This window comes from Salinibacterium sp. NG22, from assembly GCF_015864925.1.
Classification (GTDB): domain Bacteria; phylum Actinomycetota; class Actinomycetes; order Actinomycetales; family Microbacteriaceae; genus Rhodoglobus.
Genome location: NZ_JADYWG010000001.1, coordinates 66,937 through 82,679 on the forward strand (window position 1 = coordinate 66,937; position 15,743 = coordinate 82,679).

Genomic DNA, 15,743 nt, shown 5'->3' on the forward strand with positions numbered 1-15,743 from the left:
ATGACGCCCGCACCCGCACCTCGCCGCCTTCCCCGTCCCAAGCCCATCACGCCGAAAGCGGGGCAAGAGTCAGTGTGGGACTACCCGCGTCCTCCACGCGTGGAGCACATGTCGCAGCGGGTTGTGGTGCGACTGGGCGGGGAAGTGATTGCGGATACCACCGGTACTGTGCGCGTGCTGGAGACGAGTCATCCGCCCGTCTACTACTTGCCCATCGAGTCTTTCGTAGACGGAGCGCTCCGGCCGGTGGTGGGCACAAGCTTCTGTGAGTTCAAGGGCGAAGCGCACTACTTTGACGTGGTCGCCGGGGGAGTCGTGGCCGAACGTGCGGGGTGGACTTACCCCGACCCTGCTCGAGGATTCGATGCCTTGGGGCCCCGAGTTGCGCTCTACCCGGGCCAGATGGACTCGTGCGAGATCGACGGCGAGCTAGTGACCTCCCAAGAGGGAGATTTCTACGGCGGGTGGATCACCAAGAACCTCGTCGGGCCGTTCAAGGGCGCGCCGGGCACGATGGGTTGGTAGCAGCAGAATCTGCTGCTGGGGCGAGAGTGGCGTGGCTAACTAGCTCTCGGGGTCGGTGCGAAATCTAGCCCGCTGGTCAGCTGCCTGAACGCGTCTAACGCGTGCGAGGCGAGCACGCTGGGATCCTTCATGGTGCGATCGGCTTCAGCGCTGGCTTCGAGGGCGATGCGCAGAGCGCTCGTGGCCGCTGCGGCGAGCAAGCGCAGAGTCAACGGGGTTGTCTCCGCCGGCATTATGGGGGCAAGGACCAACCTGAGTTGCACCTCTGAGTCGGAGTTCACGCGGTGCCACACGTGTTGCAAAGCGGCGTCGCTGGTGGCGGCGTGAAGCAGACCAAGTGTCCAGCGCAGCCCCTCGATTTCCTCGGCATTGCGAGGGGTAAGTACGGCGGAGATCGTGTGTTCGAGGGCGGCGAGCACATTTTCGTCAGGGTCGGCTGCGGCGACGAGCGCGTGCCATTGGTCCGCGCCGATCGTCAAAAGAGGAGCTACGGCATCTTCCTTGCTGCTGAAATACCGGTAAAAGGTGCGTACGGCAACACCGGACTGCTGGGCAATCTCTTCGGCGGTCACTGCGGCCGCGCCGCGGTCCGAGAAGAGTCGCGCGGCTGTGCGAGCTATCTCAAGCTGAGTGTCGCGCTTGCGACGCTCCGTAAGGCTGAGAGGTTCTGCATTCATATAGAGGAGCGTACGCGCTGAATGGTGAACTGCATCAACTGTCACTCTGGCACATTGTGCCACTTTGCCGTACCGTGGGGCCAACACCCACCTAGAAAGGCACCCAATGAACAGGTTCTCCGGACGTCGCGCCATTGTCACCGGCGCAGGCTCAGGCATCGGCCAAGCCACCGTGCTTCGACTCCTCGCCGAGGGCGGCGACGTCGTTGCCGCCGACGTGAGCGAAGCGGGATTGGCAGATACGGTCAGCAAAGCGGGCGAAGCTGGAGCGCGCCTTTCCACCGTCGTAGTGAACATTGCCGACGAGGAGTCGGTGAAATCCGCTGTCGCAACTGCTCTAGGCACGCTGGGTGGACTTGATGTTCTCGTCAACGCTGCTGGCATCCTGCGCTCGTCGCACACCCACTCGACGTCCCTTGAACTCTTTCAGCAGGTACTCAACGTCAACTTGGTCGGTACCTTCCTCATGATTCGGGAGGCCATTCCCGCGCTGCTCGAGGGCAACGGATCCGCGGTCGTAAATTTCAGCTCGACCTCGGCGGCTTTTGGTCACCCCTACATGTCCGCGTACGCCGCGAGCAAGGGGGGCGTTCAGTCGATGACGCACGCGCTTGCCGCTGAGTACGCGAAGCAGGGAATCCGATTCACTGCCGTTCAGCCCGGATCGATCTCTTCAGGAATGACCGAAGGCGTCGGCGAGAGCAAGCAGAGCATGGGGCCTGGTATTCCTGAAGACGCCGATTACTCGCTGTTCATGAAGATGAGCCCAGCGATCAAGGAAGGGTACGCGGGGCCCGAAGCAGTTGCCGGAGTCGTCGCCATGCTCGCTAGTGAAGATGGCGCATTTGTGACCGGCACCGAGATTCGTATCGACGGCGGCGCCCACCAGTAACTCTCGAAGGGGCGAGCACCGGCGCATCCACTGCGGTGGACCGGTGGGCGCACGGCGCCCACTGAGTGCATTGCGCGCCACCCACGCCGAAGGGCGCTGCAGCCGAGGGTAAACCTCCGCTGCAGCGCCCTTCAGCATTCGAGACCTAGAGCGGTCCGCGGAATGTTGCGGCAACGGGCGAGTCGTCGGGGAGGTCATCGCGTCGAACTGCCTTGACTGTGCCACCGGTTCTCAAGACGCGCGCGGCGAGCTCGTCAACGAGACCGTACGTGCTCGGGCCGGGCTCGCTGGCGAAGACAATTTGGCCGTACTCGTCGATACTGCCCTCGTCGGTCGACGCCAGATCGAACAGAAGCGTGTCAACGAGACCGGCGGCGGCGGCGTGGGAAACATCGCTCAACTGCGAACTAGCGAGTCCATTGCTCTGTTTGTTGCCGAACTTCGTGCGCCACGACGCGAGCTCGTCGGTGTGGTGTTCGGCAAGAATGGCACGGCCGCGATCCTCAAGATCGTCGATCGAGAGCGAACTGGGATTCGCGTCAATGGCTGATGAGAGCAGTCCACGATAGGTAGAGATTTCACGATAGGCGGGCTTCAGGTCGGAGGATGCGGCAAGTACCAAAGGCAACCCCGAGTTGCCCATGACGGAGAGCACCGCCTCCTGAATCAGCGAGCAGTAGCGACGAAGTTCTACCTTTGACCCCAAGGCGCCATCCGCTCGAGGAGTGTCTGCCTTGCCGTGATTGTCGGCGGTTTCAAGCGTTCTGCCGAGATCCTCGGGGAGGTCGGGCAATGCGATCTCGTCGCTCGAATCATCGGCGTTGAGGGAGAGAAGTCGCACACTGCCCAGTGTTACGGCCAGCACATAGCCGGAGTGACCGAACGTGGTTGCACGCAGCAGCGGGCCAAGATCGAATCGATCACCAACGGCAACGAGGGTGGGAAGTTCATTGCGCAGGCGGAACGACTGGGTGATCTCTGGCGAGACAAAGACAGCGACTGAACGCGCAGAAGAAGCCCAAAAACCGGTGTCGTGATCCAAGGCTCCTAGCGACTGGCCGATCGCGTCTAACTCAGCTTTTTCTACGCCAAGCACGCCGAGCTCTGCCATCGCTTCCGTGGCTGCCGAGCGGAGCGCGAGTCGCGCCGCCTCAGTGTCGCGACCGATCGGTGGCCCGCCATCGGTCGATCCTGGCGAGACATACAGCGAAACGCTTGCCTCGTTGCGCTGCTGCGAAAGTGCTACTAGGTCTTCATGAGAGGGGATGTCGATGCTCATGGGGTCACGATACTCAGAACGACTGGGAGCGCAATCAGGTCACTATGGTCGACTAGGTGAGTGCGTGTGAGAAACGGCTAGTTCTCGCCCTGAATCACCGCCGCGTGATCTCCGGCAACCGAGCACGCATCGCTCGGGCAGTACACGGTGAAGCCGTCGTAGTCCGGGTACGGGCTTCCGTCTTCTTGGTCGGATGCCAGCATCCAGAAGAGGGCACCATCCACGCCGCCGTCGCGCACTGTTGCTAACCACGTCGCGTAGGTGTCAGACCGGGTTGACCCATCCTTCACCCCGAACTCGCCCAGATACACGGGCTTGCCAAGTTCTGCTGCGGCCTCGGCGTGCTTCTCGATCCAGCCAGTGCCCCATTCTGTAGAGACCTGCCAGGTGTCGGGGTAGAGATGCACCGACATGATGTCGATGTGGCGCAGAGCTGCGAGGGCAACGGTGTCGACGCCGTTGGAACAGTTTTCGCCAAAGCCGGCGCCGTAACCAGATGCCCCAAATTGTTGATTCAGCGTCCAGGAGTCTTCGTCACCGCACAAGAATCCTTCGTCACCAACGCTGAGCAGGTGATTGCGGTCGATCGACTTCACGTAGGTGCTCATCTCATCCGCCCACTCGGTGATGGTTGAGGTGTCGCACTCTCCGTCGGCGAAGACACCTGAACTTGCACAGCTGGGCTCATTCGCGAGTTCCCAGGCAAGGATCGTCGGGTCGTTTTTGTACTGCACGCCCGTGATCGTGTTGGTGCGATTCAGTACCGTCGATACCCAGTCTTTGTACCAGTCGCGAATGCGTTCGTCGGTGTAGAAATCGGCGTGCTCGTCGAGGCCAGCCCACTGAACGTACTGGTCCATGCCGCCGTAAGCATTCCAGTTGTTCGTGAAGGGGATGACGAGCTTGATGCCGCGTGCTTCTGCCTCGGCGATCACGATGTCAAGGTGCTCGAGTCCGGTCGCTCCCGAGTTCACGACAGGGGCACCCGCGGCCTCATCCCACACTTGGTACCAGACACCCTCGAAGTCGTGCGGTGCAACTCCCGAACCGTCGGTGTCTCCGTAGTCCTGAAACCCCCAGGTTCGGATGACGCTGAGCCCTGCCGCTTCAGCGTCGTCAAGCAGCGCGACTACCGTGCTCTCGGGCTTGTGCCCGAGATAGTAATTGTTGGCACCGGCGAACTCGAAGGTCTCGCCGTGGAGCACGAGGTCGGTGCCGTGGGCGCGTACAAACGTTGCCGCAAACGCGGCGGATTGCACGGCCGCGATGATGCCGAAGGTCGCGGCAGCCAGCAGCGCGGTCGCAACAACGGCGGCGATGACTCGCGTGAGCGGCCGCTGGGGCCACAACTTTCTCATGCCGGTGCGCTTTCGGGCTGCCCGTGGCTGCGGCAAATGATCAGCACGATGATGACGAGCCAGCAGCCCGACTAGCCCTGGCCTTGATTGCGACGACGCGTCACACGAGGCGGTCGACCGCCGAGAAATGACTTGCCTGAGTCAACAAGAAACTCTTGACTGAGTGCTTCGCGGCCCACGAGCATCCGGAAGCCCATTTCGTCACGGTTCGTGAGCGTCGTTTCGGAGGTGACGGTATGCCCGCAGAGCACAACATCGATCAACACGACAATGCGATCCTCGCGGTGCCCCGACGAGCTACGTACGGTGCGGCGATCGTGGATAGCGCATTCGACTACAGCGTCGTCCTTATCGGACCTCTGCCACGGGCGGACGCGAAAACGCACCCACTCGCTGCCATCGGCGCGCACAAATTCTTCGATATCGTCGGCATGGAGGGCAGAACTCTGCGCCCCAGTATCGAGTTTGGCTTTTATCCACGGCACGCCAAGATCGGGCAAGGAAACCCACTCACGCCAGCCTGCGATCGTGTTTGAATGGGTGGGCTCTATCACCCCCTTATCTTGGCAGGTCATTCGATGAAACTCGCTATCCTCTCCCGTGCGCCGCAGGCGTATTCCACTGTGCGACTTCGGGCGGCCGCTGAGCAACGTGGGCATACGGTGAAGGTTCTCAACACTTTGCGCTTCGCGATCGACCTCACGGGTGACGAACCTGATCTGCAATATCGCGGCAAGTTGCTGTCGGACTACGACGCCATCCTGCCCCGCATCGGCAACTCCATCACCTACTTCGGCACGGCTGTTGTTCGCCAGTTCGAGCAAATGGATGTCTACACGCCGAACACCTCGAGCGGAATTACGAACTCGCGCGACAAGCTGCGTGCCACCCAGATTCTTTCTCGCCACGACATCGCCATGCCGGCGACCACCTTTGTGCACAACCGGGCGGATGTCGAGATGGCCATCGAGCGCGTCGGCGGTGCGCCCGTCGTCATCAAGCTGCTCGAAGGCACGCAGGGCATTGGCGTGATTCTGGCTCCCGACACTCAGGTCGCCAAGGCGATCATCGAGACCCTGCATTCGACGAAACAGAACGTGCTGATTCAGAGCTTTATCTCTGAGAGCAAGGGCCGCGACATCCGCGCCCTCGTCGTCGGTGACCGCGTTGTTGCGGCGATGCGTCGCGTTGCGGTTGGCGACGAATTTCGGTCGAACGTGCACCGCGGCGGCAACGTCGAAGCTGTTGAACTCACGCCGGAGTACCACCGCGCCGCCGTCAAGGCCGCCCAGATTATGGGCTTGCGCGTTGCCGGCGTCGACATGCTTGAGGGCAAAGATGGCCCGCTCGTGATGGAGGTCAACTCCTCGCCCGGGCTTGAGGGCATTGAGCGTGCAACCGGGTTGGATGTCGCGGGCGCGATCATTGACTACATCGCCAACCAGGTGGCATTCCCCGAGATCGATGTTCGCCAGCGTCTCAGCGTGTCAACCGGCTATGGCGTTGCCGAAATCGTTGTCGGAAGCGACGCAGATTTTGTGGGCAAGCAGCTGGGCGAATCGGGTCTCGGCGAGAAAGACATCACCGTGCTCACCCTGCACCGCGGCTCCAACGTTGTGCCGAACCCCCGGCGCAGCACTGTGCTCGAGGCGAACGACCGCCTACTCTGCTTCGGCAAGCTCGAAGAGATGCGCGCAATGATCCCGGCACGCCGTCGCCGCCGCGCAAAGGTGCGCAAGCTTCCGCCGCAGCCTGTTGCCGAAGACTAGAAGTGGCGAGCAACGAGAGCGATTTGCCGCGCTCAGAATTCGGTTTTCCCGGGGCGCTGCGCGACACCTTGGTGGCGGCCATTCTGGCCGGAGAGAAAACGTCGACGACGTCGACTCTGGTGGAATACGGCATAGAAAACGACCCTCTGCCTGCGGCAGGGGAGCGCTGCGCTGTGGTGGATTCGCAAGACGACCCCGTTGCCGTGATCGAAATTGTGGCTGTCGAGCAGAGGCGGCTTGCCGACGTGGGGTGGGAGCACGCTCGTGACGAAGGCGAAGGCTATTCCTCGGTTGCGCAGTGGCGCGCTGGTCACGAACGCTATTGGCACGGCGACGACATGCGTGCGTACCTCGGCGACCCAGCGTTCACAGTTAACGATGACACCATCGTGGTGCTGGAGAGATTCAGAGTGGTTCGCCAGCTAACCGCCGGCAATTCAGAGGCGCGCACGAGCGCATCCACGGCAAAGAAAGCAACGCTATGAATGGGCTGATCAGTGCGATTTACCGGGCGCGGGGCGTGCTGCTCTTCGTGTCGGTTATTGCGATCTTTGTGGGCACAATTGGCGCCCAGGTTATTCCGTTTGTCCCGGTAAAAACGGTGGCATCGGTGCTGCCCTTGGTGGGGATTCTGGGGATGCTGCTCGTTCTCGCCGTAGTCATTCCCGGGGTGAAACTCCTGCCCACGTGGGAGCCACGGACAGTGACGTCGCCGGTGACCGGCCGGTGGATGGCATTGAACAGTCCCGCAACGCGCGTGCCAAGCCACGGGGTTCGCGCTTACGGCCAGACGCACGCTGTGGACCTCGTCTGTGACCCCGCAGATCGGGTGAGGCCCGAATTCGGCACCGGGATCGTGTTGCGATACCCCACCGAATATCCCGCGTTTGGCGAGCCGGTACGAGCGATGATCGACGGGGTCGTGGTGCGTGTTGCCGACTCGCAGCGAGACCACCGAGCCCGTGCATCACTGCTTGGTTTCGGCTACATGATGGTCGAAGGCACGCTCAGAGAACTAGGCGGCCCGCGTTTCATCGTGGGAAACACCATCACCATTCGTGGTGATGACGGGGTGTTCGCCCTCGTTGCCCACGTGAAGCAGCGATCAGCGATCGTAGGTGTTGGCGACAGGGTCACAGCTGGTCAGCCCATCGGCGCCTGCGGAAATTCAGGCAACTCCAGCGAGCCCCACGTGCACGCTCAGTTGATGGATCGCGCCTCTGTCTGGACCGCGCACGGAATACCGATGGTTTTCGGTTCCGTGTCAGTTGACGAAGAATCAGAAGAGCGCGACGCGATGCCGGCAGACAACGAGCACATCACCGTTCGTTAGCCCTTGATGGCCTGAGCCCAGCTCACCCGGCTTCCCACCTTCAGCAGTGAGTTGTTGTAGATGCGCGAGCCCAGAAGAATGGCGAGCCCGGCCGTGATGACGAGTATCGCGAGGGAAATCAGTGGCTCCCACCATTCGGCGGTTCCGAGGAAGAGGCGCATCGGCATCCCCACCGGTGCAGAGAACGGCACGTACGACATGATCGTCAGAGCGACGGGGTTGTCGTGCAGGAAGATGATTGCGAAGTACGGCAACATGATGAGCATCGTCACGGGCGTCATCGTTGTTCCCAGATCTTCTTGACGGGACACCATGGCACCAACAGCGGCGAACAGAGCCGCGAGCAGAATAAAGCCGATGATGAAGAATCCGACGAACCACAGCAGCGGTGCGCCCAAAAGTGCCAGCAGCTCAGCCTGGCCGGTGACCGAAAGGCCGACGATCGCCAGCACCGCAATCGCGATGATTTGAGCGAAGGCCAGTAGCGAGTTGCCGATGACCTTTCCGGCCATGAGCGCCGAAACGGGCACTGCCGACATCAGAATCTCCACGATGCGTGTCTGCTTTTCTTCCACAACGCTCTGGGCGATCATCGGGCCAAACGTCATGCCCGAAGCAAAGAAGATGATGCCGAAGCCGAACGCAGCGAGATAGCTCAGAAGGTAGCTCGTGTCGCTCGGGTCGAGGAGGATCAGCTCCGGGCTCACACTGAGCCCCTGCATGAGCGACGACGGCGCATCGCTTGCGGCGATGACGGTAACGGGAATCGTTGAGCCATCCTCCGACGGCACGACCGCGGCATCCACGGTTCCCTCGGTGACGAGGGCTTCAGCTTCAGTGCGGTTGTCCACGACCGTAATCTCGAGTCCGGGGATGTTCGAGAGTTCGGACGACACCGAACTGACAACGGCCACCGGCGTGGTCGAGACGCTCTTCGACATGATTCCGCCGGCAATCACTCCGCCAAGAACGAGAAGGAGCAGGATGCCGGTGGTGATGAGGAAGCTTTTGGAGCGCAGTCGTGTGGTGATTTCTCGTTCGGCCACAAGCGCTACCGAGTGCGCAAAGCGGGGGGAGCGGCGGTCAGCAGTAGTGGCGTTCATTAGATGACCTCTCGGAAGATTTGGGCGAGGGATGCGCGCTGAGGCGAAAAAGAGGTGACGTCGCCGTCGGCGAGTGCCCGTCGTAAGACGCGCTGCGCCGCGGCGGGCTCGGCAGCATCGAAAGTGGCGCGGCCGCCATCGAGCTCGACCACAGTGATGTCAGGTTCGCCGCGAAGCCAGCCGAGGTCGCTACTGCACGCGATGGCGTAGCGCGGTGCCGAGTGTTGGGTGCGCAAAGCTTCGCGTTCTCCGGATGCCCGGATGCTGCCATCCGCAATGATGACTAGGTCGTCGCAGAGCCGCTCGACGATTTCGAGTTGGTGCGAGGAGAACAACACCGATGCGCCGGATGCCGCCCGCTGCTTGAGCGCCTCTACGACTGTGTCGACGGCGAGGGGATCCAACCCCGAGAACGGCTCATCGAGCACGAGTACTTCAGGCTCATGCACGAGAGATGCTGCGATTTGCGCGCGCTGCTGATTTCCGAGCGAGAGGCTCTCGAGGGTGGAATCGCGACGCTCACCGAGGCCGAGTTCCTCAAGCAGGCTGTCAGCGTTGCGGCCAGCCGCGGCCTGCGTGAAGCCGTGGAGCCGAGCGAGATAGACGAGCTGCTCCCGCACCTTCATCTTCGGGTACAGCCCACGTTCTTCGGGCATGTAGCCGAAACGACGCCGTTGTTCTGCGCCCAGAGGTTTGCCGTCGAGGTGAATCTCACCGGCATCCGCATTGAGAACGCCCAACAGGATGCGCATCGTCGTCGTTTTGCCCGCGCCGTTGCCACCAACGAAACCCGTCATGCGCCCATCGCGCACGGCAAAGGTCACCCCGTCGAGTGCAGGGCGCACCCCGAAGCTCTTGGTGATGTTGTCGAGTTGGAGCACCAGTACCGCCTTTATCCACAGAAAAACTAACTACCGACAACGCTAGCCACTCGCAGGACTGAGAGGTGCTCCCTCGCGGTGCTTCATCGCACCGAGTTGCTTGATCTCAGCGACACCGCGCGTGATCCTCTCTTGCAGACTGCCGCAGTGCTGCAGTGCTGCGCTAGGCAGCCAGTTGTCGTGACCGAGGAGTCGACGTTCGCACTCCTACAGTTTCTATGTGCGCAAAGTGGCCGACATTCGCCAGCGCCTGCTGGGTGGCATGAGGGAGTGCTTTCGCAAACCAGACATCGTCAGTGGCGCTCACAAAAGCGTCTCGTTCGCCACGAACCAGCGTGACGCGGCACTCAATGTTCGACCACTCTCGCTCGTCGTAACGGGCCGCAGCCTCCGCACCCTGAACGAACGAGCGCGGGCGGATTTCGGCGGCGAGTGAATCGAATACTGAACTGTCGAGCTCACGTCGGTTCTCAAAAAGGGGAGCACTGAGCGGTGCGAGGAGTCTCATGCGGTGCAACGCATGCACGACCACTCGTCCGGCAGGACCGAGCGCGGAAAGTAACCGCATGGCACCGAGCATCCCTGCCAACAGCGGCAGAACGGTGAAACGCCGAATCGGATGCCGCAGCACCACCAGCGCGCCAGGTCCGGTCGCCGAGATGGCCGTCACGCTCAACGTGCGCTCCGGATACCGAGCCGCCAGCGTGAGCGCGAGGTGCCCTCCCAGAGAGTGACCGAAGACGTTCCACCTCGCAAAGCCGAGGGTGCTCGTGACGTGGGCCACTGCATCCACCATGTCTTCGACCGAGGTGCCAGGGCGGACACTTCCGCTCTCACCCCAGCCGGGAAGATCGATCGCAACCACATTCTGCAATGGTTCGTGCGCGCTGTGAGCGGCGCGGATGAGGGGCAACCATGTGGTCCACGAACCTGCGGCACCGTGGAGAAGCACAGTGGCGGTATCTGAGCGCGCAGCTGCATTCGGATCCACGTGCACAACAACGTCGCCGAGAGCGGTGGGCACCACGACGCGGGAAAACCCCGCGGTGGCGCGGTCAAACCGGTTGTCGGCGCTGAAGTGCGTACTGGAAGCGGGCGTTGTGTTCACCGCAGTGGTTCGGAGCCGCAGCATCCATCGATTGCTTGAATGTGCGGCCACGAACGGACGGAGTTGAGTTACTGCACAACTGCGATCTGGGTGGATGCTTCTGCTTCACCGATGGAGCCGAGATCAATAACGTTCTCGAAGCCCGCATCTTCCATCAGCGCGACGGCCTGACCTGAACGGTTGCCTGACTTGCAATAGACGGCGTACTCAGCCTCGGGGTCGAGAGTGGGAAGTGCTGCAGCAAATTCGCCTCCGTTGAGGTCGAGGAGGTTAGCGCCCTCAAGATGCCCTGCCGCATATTCGGCCGGGGTGCGAACGTCGATGAGGATGGTGTCAGCGCTGAGTTCGACGGAATCGCCTGCGGCCGAGCATCCGGCAATCGAAGCCAGCACGACGAGGGAACCGGCGAGAGCGGTGAGGGGACGGAACATTATTTCTCCTTGTGGAACGAGTGGTTATTCGGAAACCCGGCACGTGTCGCCTGGGCAGTATTGGGGTGGAGTTTTCGAAAGCAGTCGTTGAAGCGAACACCCAACGCAAATGCCGAACGCGGCTTCCAGGAACAGCATGGTGAGGCACAGGCTGCAGAGTGCGAGGGTCGCTTCGAGCGGAGCGCCGAGCACCCCCATGCCGGCGCAGGAGATCAGCGCAAGACCATAACCGAGCCACCATGCGAACTCTTTTTGCGGGGCGCCGACCCAGTTCGGTTCGTGCGTGCGAACGATGAGGCGACCAAGCGCGAGTGTGGGTGACCAGCGATCACCCACCGTGACGCGCAGGAGCATATCCATCATGAAGAACACTCCGAAGGGGCGAAGCGGCACCGCAGAATGCTCGACAATCGCGAAGCCGATCGAGACGGCACCGCCAATAAGGAGCATGCCCGCAGCCACGCGAACTGCACGCTCGTTCACGACAGGGATGCTGTAGCCCTCGACAATGGAGCCGACGGTGGGAGCTTTAGTTGGCGTGGTGGTCGACACCGGTCACGCTCCTGTCACGAGCGAAATAAACTGCGGGATTTCTTGCACGAGAACGAAGGCTCCGATCACGAGAACAAAGATTCCGAATCCCTTGCGCAGAGCGGTTTCGGGAATGCGCCCCGCGAGGGCTGCACCCACAAACGAGCCCGCTACGGCGATCGCGGTGAACGCGGTGATGGTTGGCCAGGGAAGCTCAACGGTAAAGAGGTGGGCGACGAGCCCTGCCGACGACTGCATCGCAATAATCAGCAGCGAGGTGCCCACGGCGACCGCCACCGGAAGCCCGCCGAGAAGAGTGAGCGCGGGCACGATGAGGAAGCCGCCCCCAGCACCCACGAGCCCGGCGGCGATGCCGACGAAGAAGCCGTCGCGAATAATGCGGATGACCGGGAGCTGTGTGGGCTCGTGAATTGATCCTGCCGGTACTTTCTTTCGCCCGCGGATCATGGCCGTCGCGGTGGCGACCATCATGGCGGCGAAGAGCACCATCAGCACTGTGCCAGGGATATAGCCGCCGACGATGCCTCCGGCAAAAGCGCCTGCCATTCCAGCGACGCCGAAAATTAATCCGGTACGCCAGCGAACGCGCCCTGCTCGAGCATGATGAAAAACGCTGACGGCGCTCGTGACGCCCACGATAAATAGCGAAGCCGAAATTGCCTGCTGCGGCTCAAAGCCGGCAACGTAGGTGAGGATCGGCACGGTGAGGATCGAGCCGCCCCCGCCGAGCATCCCGAGAGAAACTCCCACGAGCACGGCGAGGGCCAGCGCGATAATCAGATTCGGCTCCATGAGGGCGCGTTACACCGCGGGTACTGCGCTGGCAGTTGCCAGCCAACCAAGGTACGAGCCATCGAGTTCGGCAACGTGGTAGCCCGCGCGGCGCAGGGCACTCGCGGCCACGCTATTGCGCACTCCGCTTTGGCAATACGTCACGATGGTTCCCTCGTGGGGGAGTTGGTCGAGCGACCACATGACGCGGCCGCCGCTCAGTTGTTCTGCTCCGGGGATGTGTCCCTCGGCGAACTCGGTTTTGTTGCGAACGTCGAGCAGAAGCACGCGATCGACGTCATTGAGGGTGGCGGGGTCGACGAGCTCGGGCACCACGAGGGTGAGTCCATCGAGGGTCGTCACGAAGCCTGACACGGTGTCGATGCCCACGCGCACGAGGTGATTGCGCAACTCTTGTGCGTGTTCAAGGTCGTCGGCAAGCAGGATGACGGGTCGCGTCTCAGCGTCGGGGTTGTACACCCAGGCGCCGTAGCTTGCGGCCTTCTCGGGGCCCGGAACGTTGAGGGATCGCGGCACAGTGCCACGGTGAACTTCGCTGTTGTGACGGGTGTCGATGAGAATGGCGCTGTCGGCGTCGAGAGCCGCCGCAACTTCCTCGGTCGTGTATTCACGCAGCGGGCTAACGGTGCCCATGACATTCGGGCCCTGACGGTTCTGCACTTTCATGCGCCCAAAGTAGGCGTGAGCATCCGGTTGACCGTTGAGCAGCTCGTCGATGAAGCCTTGCTCGTCGTTGTTCTCGACGTAGTGGCTCCACCACGCGAACGCGCGCTCGTAACCGACAGTGGTTGTCGGAATTGCACCGAGAGCTTTGCCGCAAGCGCTACCGGCACCGTGGGCAGGCAAAACCTGCACATAGTCGGGGAGAGTGAGGAAGCGGTCACGCAGGCTCGCGAAAATGTCTTTCGCTCCGCCGAAACGGGTGTCGACGCCGCCGGCAGCTTCATCGAGAAGGTCGGGGCGGCCGAGGTCTCCGACGAAGACGAAGTCTCCGCTCAGCATGAAACCGGGAGCATCCGCTTGCGCACCATCAGTCACCAGGAACGAGAGGTGCTCGGGCGTGTGCCCGGGAGTGTGAACAGCCTTCAGCGTGATGTTGCCGAGGGTGATGATGTGGCCGTCTTTCATGCGCACAGCACCGTCGAAAGCGCTTCCGTAGGTCCAGTCGGGGCCACCTTCGTCTGACACGAGAATTTCCGCGCCGGTGCGAGCGGCGAGCTCGCGGGTGCCCGAAAGGTAGTCGGCATGAATGTGGGTTTCGGTGACGGCCGTGATGGTCATCCCGTTCTTGGCGGCGATCTCAAGATAAACGTCGAGGTCGCGGCGGGGGTCAACAACGATCGCTTCGCCCTTGGCCTGGCAACCGATGAAGTAGCTAGCCTGAGCGAGGTCGGTGTCATAGATGCGTTCGAGAAGCATGTTTACTCCAGTGAGTGTTCGCTATGTCCGGGGGAGGGATGGTGTTAGCGACGGTGGGTCGTTAACGGTGTCTGCGTGTTAGCAGTGGCAACGATCGCTTTCGGCAACGTTGGCGAGGGCATCCTCGATGTGTTCTCCGCAGCCAGCCCAAGTGGGTTTACTGCAGTTCTGGCAAGTAACTTGTGCGCACATAGGGTCTCCTAACGACCGAAGAGGCGGGCAAAGAAGCCGCCCTGAGTGGATTTTGCGGCGTCAATCTCGGATTGCGAGTGCTTGCCGTTGCACCAGTTGGATGCGGGCACGCTGCGCTTGATGGACTGGATGTGGTCTCCGCATCCGGCCCACGTTGTTTTGTCGCATACGCGACACGTGACTGCTCTGCACATAACTCTGCTTTCGTTGATTGGCTATCCGTTGCAATACCCTAGGGGGTATGCTCAGACTATACCCCATGGGGTATCGAAACTGTCAACTCACACGAGAGAAGCGAGACAACTATGGATTCCTTCACATCCGAATCAGTGTCGGTAGCCGATCCCGACGCGCAAAAGAAAATCGCGAATCGCTTGCGTCGCGCTCAGGGGCAATTGGGCGCACTGATCGCCACCGTCGAGACGGGAGCCGGATGCCGCGACGTCGTGCACCAGCTGGCTGCAGTCTCGAAAGCTCTCGACCGCGCAGGGTTCCTCGTGATCTCCGAAGCGATGAAAGAGTGCCTCATCAATCCGGATGCTGAAGGCTCGCCTCAATCAGAAGAGATCGAGAAACTCTTTCTCTCGCTCGCGTAACGGCTGGTCGCTAGGGCGCGGTTGCGGTCACGATCAAGCGAAAGAGTTCGATAACAGGTTCGCGTAACGCGGTTGTCAGAATGGCGAACACCAAAATGTTGAGAACCACGGTGCCCCAGAAGGCTTGGCGGAACATTGGCTTCTGAGTTTTGTGGCGAAGACGCTGTTGGGCAACGATGGCTCCGGGCCAGCCGCCGAAGAGTCCGAGCCCGAGCAAAGCGCTTTCTGTGACCCGCCATTGCCTGGTTTGGGCGGCCTTCTTGTCGGTGGCGTAAGAGGCATAAGTGATGACGCTCATCACGAGGTAAAGCGCTGCGAAGAGCCACGGGAGTGCACCGATTGCGGTGACGATGCTGATCGCGATCGCGAAGGTGGCCAATACGACGTAACTCATTGTTCCCGGGCGGCTCTTGCGGGCGCGGATGGGGCGGCCTGAAGCGGAGAGGTAGCGGATGTTGCGCGCTCGAGTCTTGCCGTCGTTCGTGGTTTCGACTGTGAAGCTGACCCGTTCGCCGGGCGCCGGGCGGGCGTCGCGGCGTGGGAAGGCAGAGATGTGGGCAAAGACGCTTTCGCCGGTGCGGTTGCCGCGACCAGTGCTGCCCGCGCCGTTGGCGCTGCTCGGGCCGTCAACGGTAATAAAACCGAAGCCACGTTCGTCGTTCCATGACGCCAGCGCACCCTGCTGTCGTGCGCTTCGGGAACTCATGTATTGAGGGTAACTGCCTGAGCCGCTGTGCGCGGTATCGGCGTACCCTCAGACTCGCTGAACTCGGCCCACAGGGCTGAGGTCTGCTCCTACACTGGCGGTGCGCCCTCAACGAGAGTTGAGTAGCGAT

General features: G+C 61.7%; 18 protein-coding genes. 6 read left to right on the top strand and 12 right to left on the bottom strand.

From position 1 onward, the window contains the following. Entirely contained in the window at positions 1-525 is a 525-nt protein-coding gene (locus I6E81_RS00345; protein ID WP_197105453.1) for a DUF427 domain-containing protein, read from the top strand. A 35-nt stretch (positions 526-560) separates the two neighbouring features. On the opposite strand, the gene I6E81_RS00350 is transcribed toward I6E81_RS00345, so the two are convergent. Continuing rightward, a complete protein-coding gene (locus tag I6E81_RS00350) occupies positions 561-1,202 on the bottom strand; it encodes a TetR family transcriptional regulator (RefSeq protein ID WP_197105454.1) in 642 nt (213 codons plus the stop codon). A gap of 106 nt (positions 1,203-1,308) precedes the next feature. On the opposite strand from I6E81_RS00350, the gene I6E81_RS00355 reads away from it, so the two are divergent. Then, on the top strand, positions 1,309-2,094 hold the full coding sequence (locus I6E81_RS00355) for an SDR family NAD(P)-dependent oxidoreductase (protein WP_197105455.1): 786 nt from the start codon (positions 1,309-1,311) through the stop codon (positions 2,092-2,094). Between the two features lie 145 nt (positions 2,095-2,239). Here the strand turns inward: I6E81_RS00355 and I6E81_RS00360 are convergent, their stop codons facing one another. The 3 genes from I6E81_RS00360 to I6E81_RS00370 all read right to left on the bottom strand — a co-directional run bounded on the left by I6E81_RS00360 (position 2,240) and on the right by I6E81_RS00370 (position 5,285). Beyond that, entirely contained in the window at positions 2,240-3,373 is a 1,134-nt protein-coding gene (locus I6E81_RS00360) for a hypothetical protein (RefSeq protein ID WP_197105456.1), read from the bottom strand. Positions 3,374-3,450: 77 nt separating this feature from the next. Then, positions 3,451-4,731, bottom strand: a complete 1,281-nt coding sequence (locus I6E81_RS00365; RefSeq protein WP_197105457.1) for a cellulase family glycosylhydrolase — start codon at positions 4,729-4,731, stop codon at positions 3,451-3,453. A 71-nt stretch (positions 4,732-4,802) separates the two neighbouring features. Then, positions 4,803-5,285 carry a RimK/LysX family protein gene (locus tag I6E81_RS00370; RefSeq protein ID WP_307783890.1) on the bottom strand — a complete coding sequence of 161 codons (483 nt, stop codon included), beginning with the start codon at positions 5,283-5,285 and terminating at the stop codon, positions 4,803-4,805. Positions 5,286-5,309: 24 nt separating this feature from the next. On the opposite strand from I6E81_RS00370, the gene rimK reads away from it, so the two are divergent. Genes rimK through I6E81_RS00385 form a run of 3 tightly spaced genes read left to right on the top strand, consistent with a single transcriptional unit; the run spans position 5,310 to position 7,833 of the window. Then, on the top strand, positions 5,310-6,500 hold the full coding sequence (gene rimK / locus I6E81_RS00375) for a 30S ribosomal protein S6--L-glutamate ligase (RefSeq protein WP_197105459.1): 1,191 nt from the start codon (positions 5,310-5,312) through the stop codon (positions 6,498-6,500). A gap of 2 nt (positions 6,501-6,502) precedes the next feature. After that, the gene (locus I6E81_RS00380; protein WP_197105460.1) at positions 6,503-6,985 is read left to right on the top strand and encodes an ASCH domain-containing protein; all 483 of its coding nucleotides are present in this window, start codon (positions 6,503-6,505) and stop codon (positions 6,983-6,985) included. Next, positions 6,982-7,833: a M23 family metallopeptidase gene (locus I6E81_RS00385; protein WP_197105461.1), complete on the top strand. Its 852-nt coding sequence runs from the start codon at positions 6,982-6,984 to the stop codon at positions 7,831-7,833. Before I6E81_RS00380 ends, I6E81_RS00385 begins: the two co-directional genes overlap by 4 nt. On the opposite strand, the gene I6E81_RS00390 is transcribed toward I6E81_RS00385, so the two are convergent. The 7 genes from I6E81_RS00390 to I6E81_RS00420 form a co-directional block, all read right to left on the bottom strand. Then, the gene (locus tag I6E81_RS00390; protein WP_197105462.1) at positions 7,830-8,936 is read right to left on the bottom strand and encodes an ABC transporter permease; all 1,107 of its coding nucleotides are present in this window, start codon (positions 8,934-8,936) and stop codon (positions 7,830-7,832) included. The two genes, I6E81_RS00385 and I6E81_RS00390, sit on opposite strands and share 4 nt — an antisense overlap. Next, positions 8,936-9,817, bottom strand: coding sequence for an ABC transporter ATP-binding protein (locus I6E81_RS00395; protein WP_197105463.1), 882 nt, complete (start codon positions 9,815-9,817; stop codon positions 8,936-8,938). Before I6E81_RS00395 ends, I6E81_RS00390 begins: the two co-directional genes overlap by 1 nt. Positions 9,818-9,980: 163 nt before the next feature. Continuing rightward, complete coding sequence (locus I6E81_RS00400; RefSeq protein WP_197105464.1) at positions 9,981-10,925, bottom strand: alpha/beta fold hydrolase; 945 nt, start codon at positions 10,923-10,925, stop codon at positions 9,981-9,983. Between the two features lie 68 nt (positions 10,926-10,993). Further along, positions 10,994-11,356 carry a rhodanese-like domain-containing protein gene (locus I6E81_RS00405; RefSeq protein ID WP_197105465.1) on the bottom strand — a complete coding sequence of 121 codons (363 nt, stop codon included), beginning with the start codon at positions 11,354-11,356 and terminating at the stop codon, positions 10,994-10,996. A 24-nt stretch (positions 11,357-11,380) separates the two neighbouring features. Beyond that, entirely contained in the window at positions 11,381-11,908 is a 528-nt protein-coding gene (locus I6E81_RS00410) for a DUF4395 domain-containing protein (protein WP_307784066.1), read from the bottom strand. A 3-nt stretch (positions 11,909-11,911) separates the two neighbouring features. Next, on the bottom strand, positions 11,912-12,700 hold the full coding sequence (locus tag I6E81_RS00415) for a sulfite exporter TauE/SafE family protein (RefSeq protein ID WP_197105466.1): 789 nt from the start codon (positions 12,698-12,700) through the stop codon (positions 11,912-11,914). 9 nt (positions 12,701-12,709) lie between these two features. Next, positions 12,710-14,119 (bottom strand): rhodanese-like domain-containing protein, encoded by a 1,410-nt coding sequence (locus I6E81_RS00420; protein ID WP_197105467.1) that lies wholly within the window; start codon positions 14,117-14,119, stop codon positions 12,710-12,712. 497 nt (positions 14,120-14,616) lie between these two features. Between I6E81_RS00420 and I6E81_RS00425 the strand changes: the two genes are divergently transcribed. Beyond that, on the top strand, positions 14,617-14,907 hold the full coding sequence (locus tag I6E81_RS00425) for a metal-sensitive transcriptional regulator (RefSeq protein WP_197105468.1): 291 nt from the start codon (positions 14,617-14,619) through the stop codon (positions 14,905-14,907). A gap of 10 nt (positions 14,908-14,917) precedes the next feature. On the opposite strand, the gene I6E81_RS00430 is transcribed toward I6E81_RS00425, so the two are convergent. Further along, positions 14,918-15,613 carry a DUF1294 domain-containing protein gene (locus I6E81_RS00430; RefSeq protein ID WP_197105469.1) on the bottom strand — a complete coding sequence of 232 codons (696 nt, stop codon included), beginning with the start codon at positions 15,611-15,613 and terminating at the stop codon, positions 14,918-14,920. Positions 15,614-15,743: the final 130 nt, after the last annotated feature.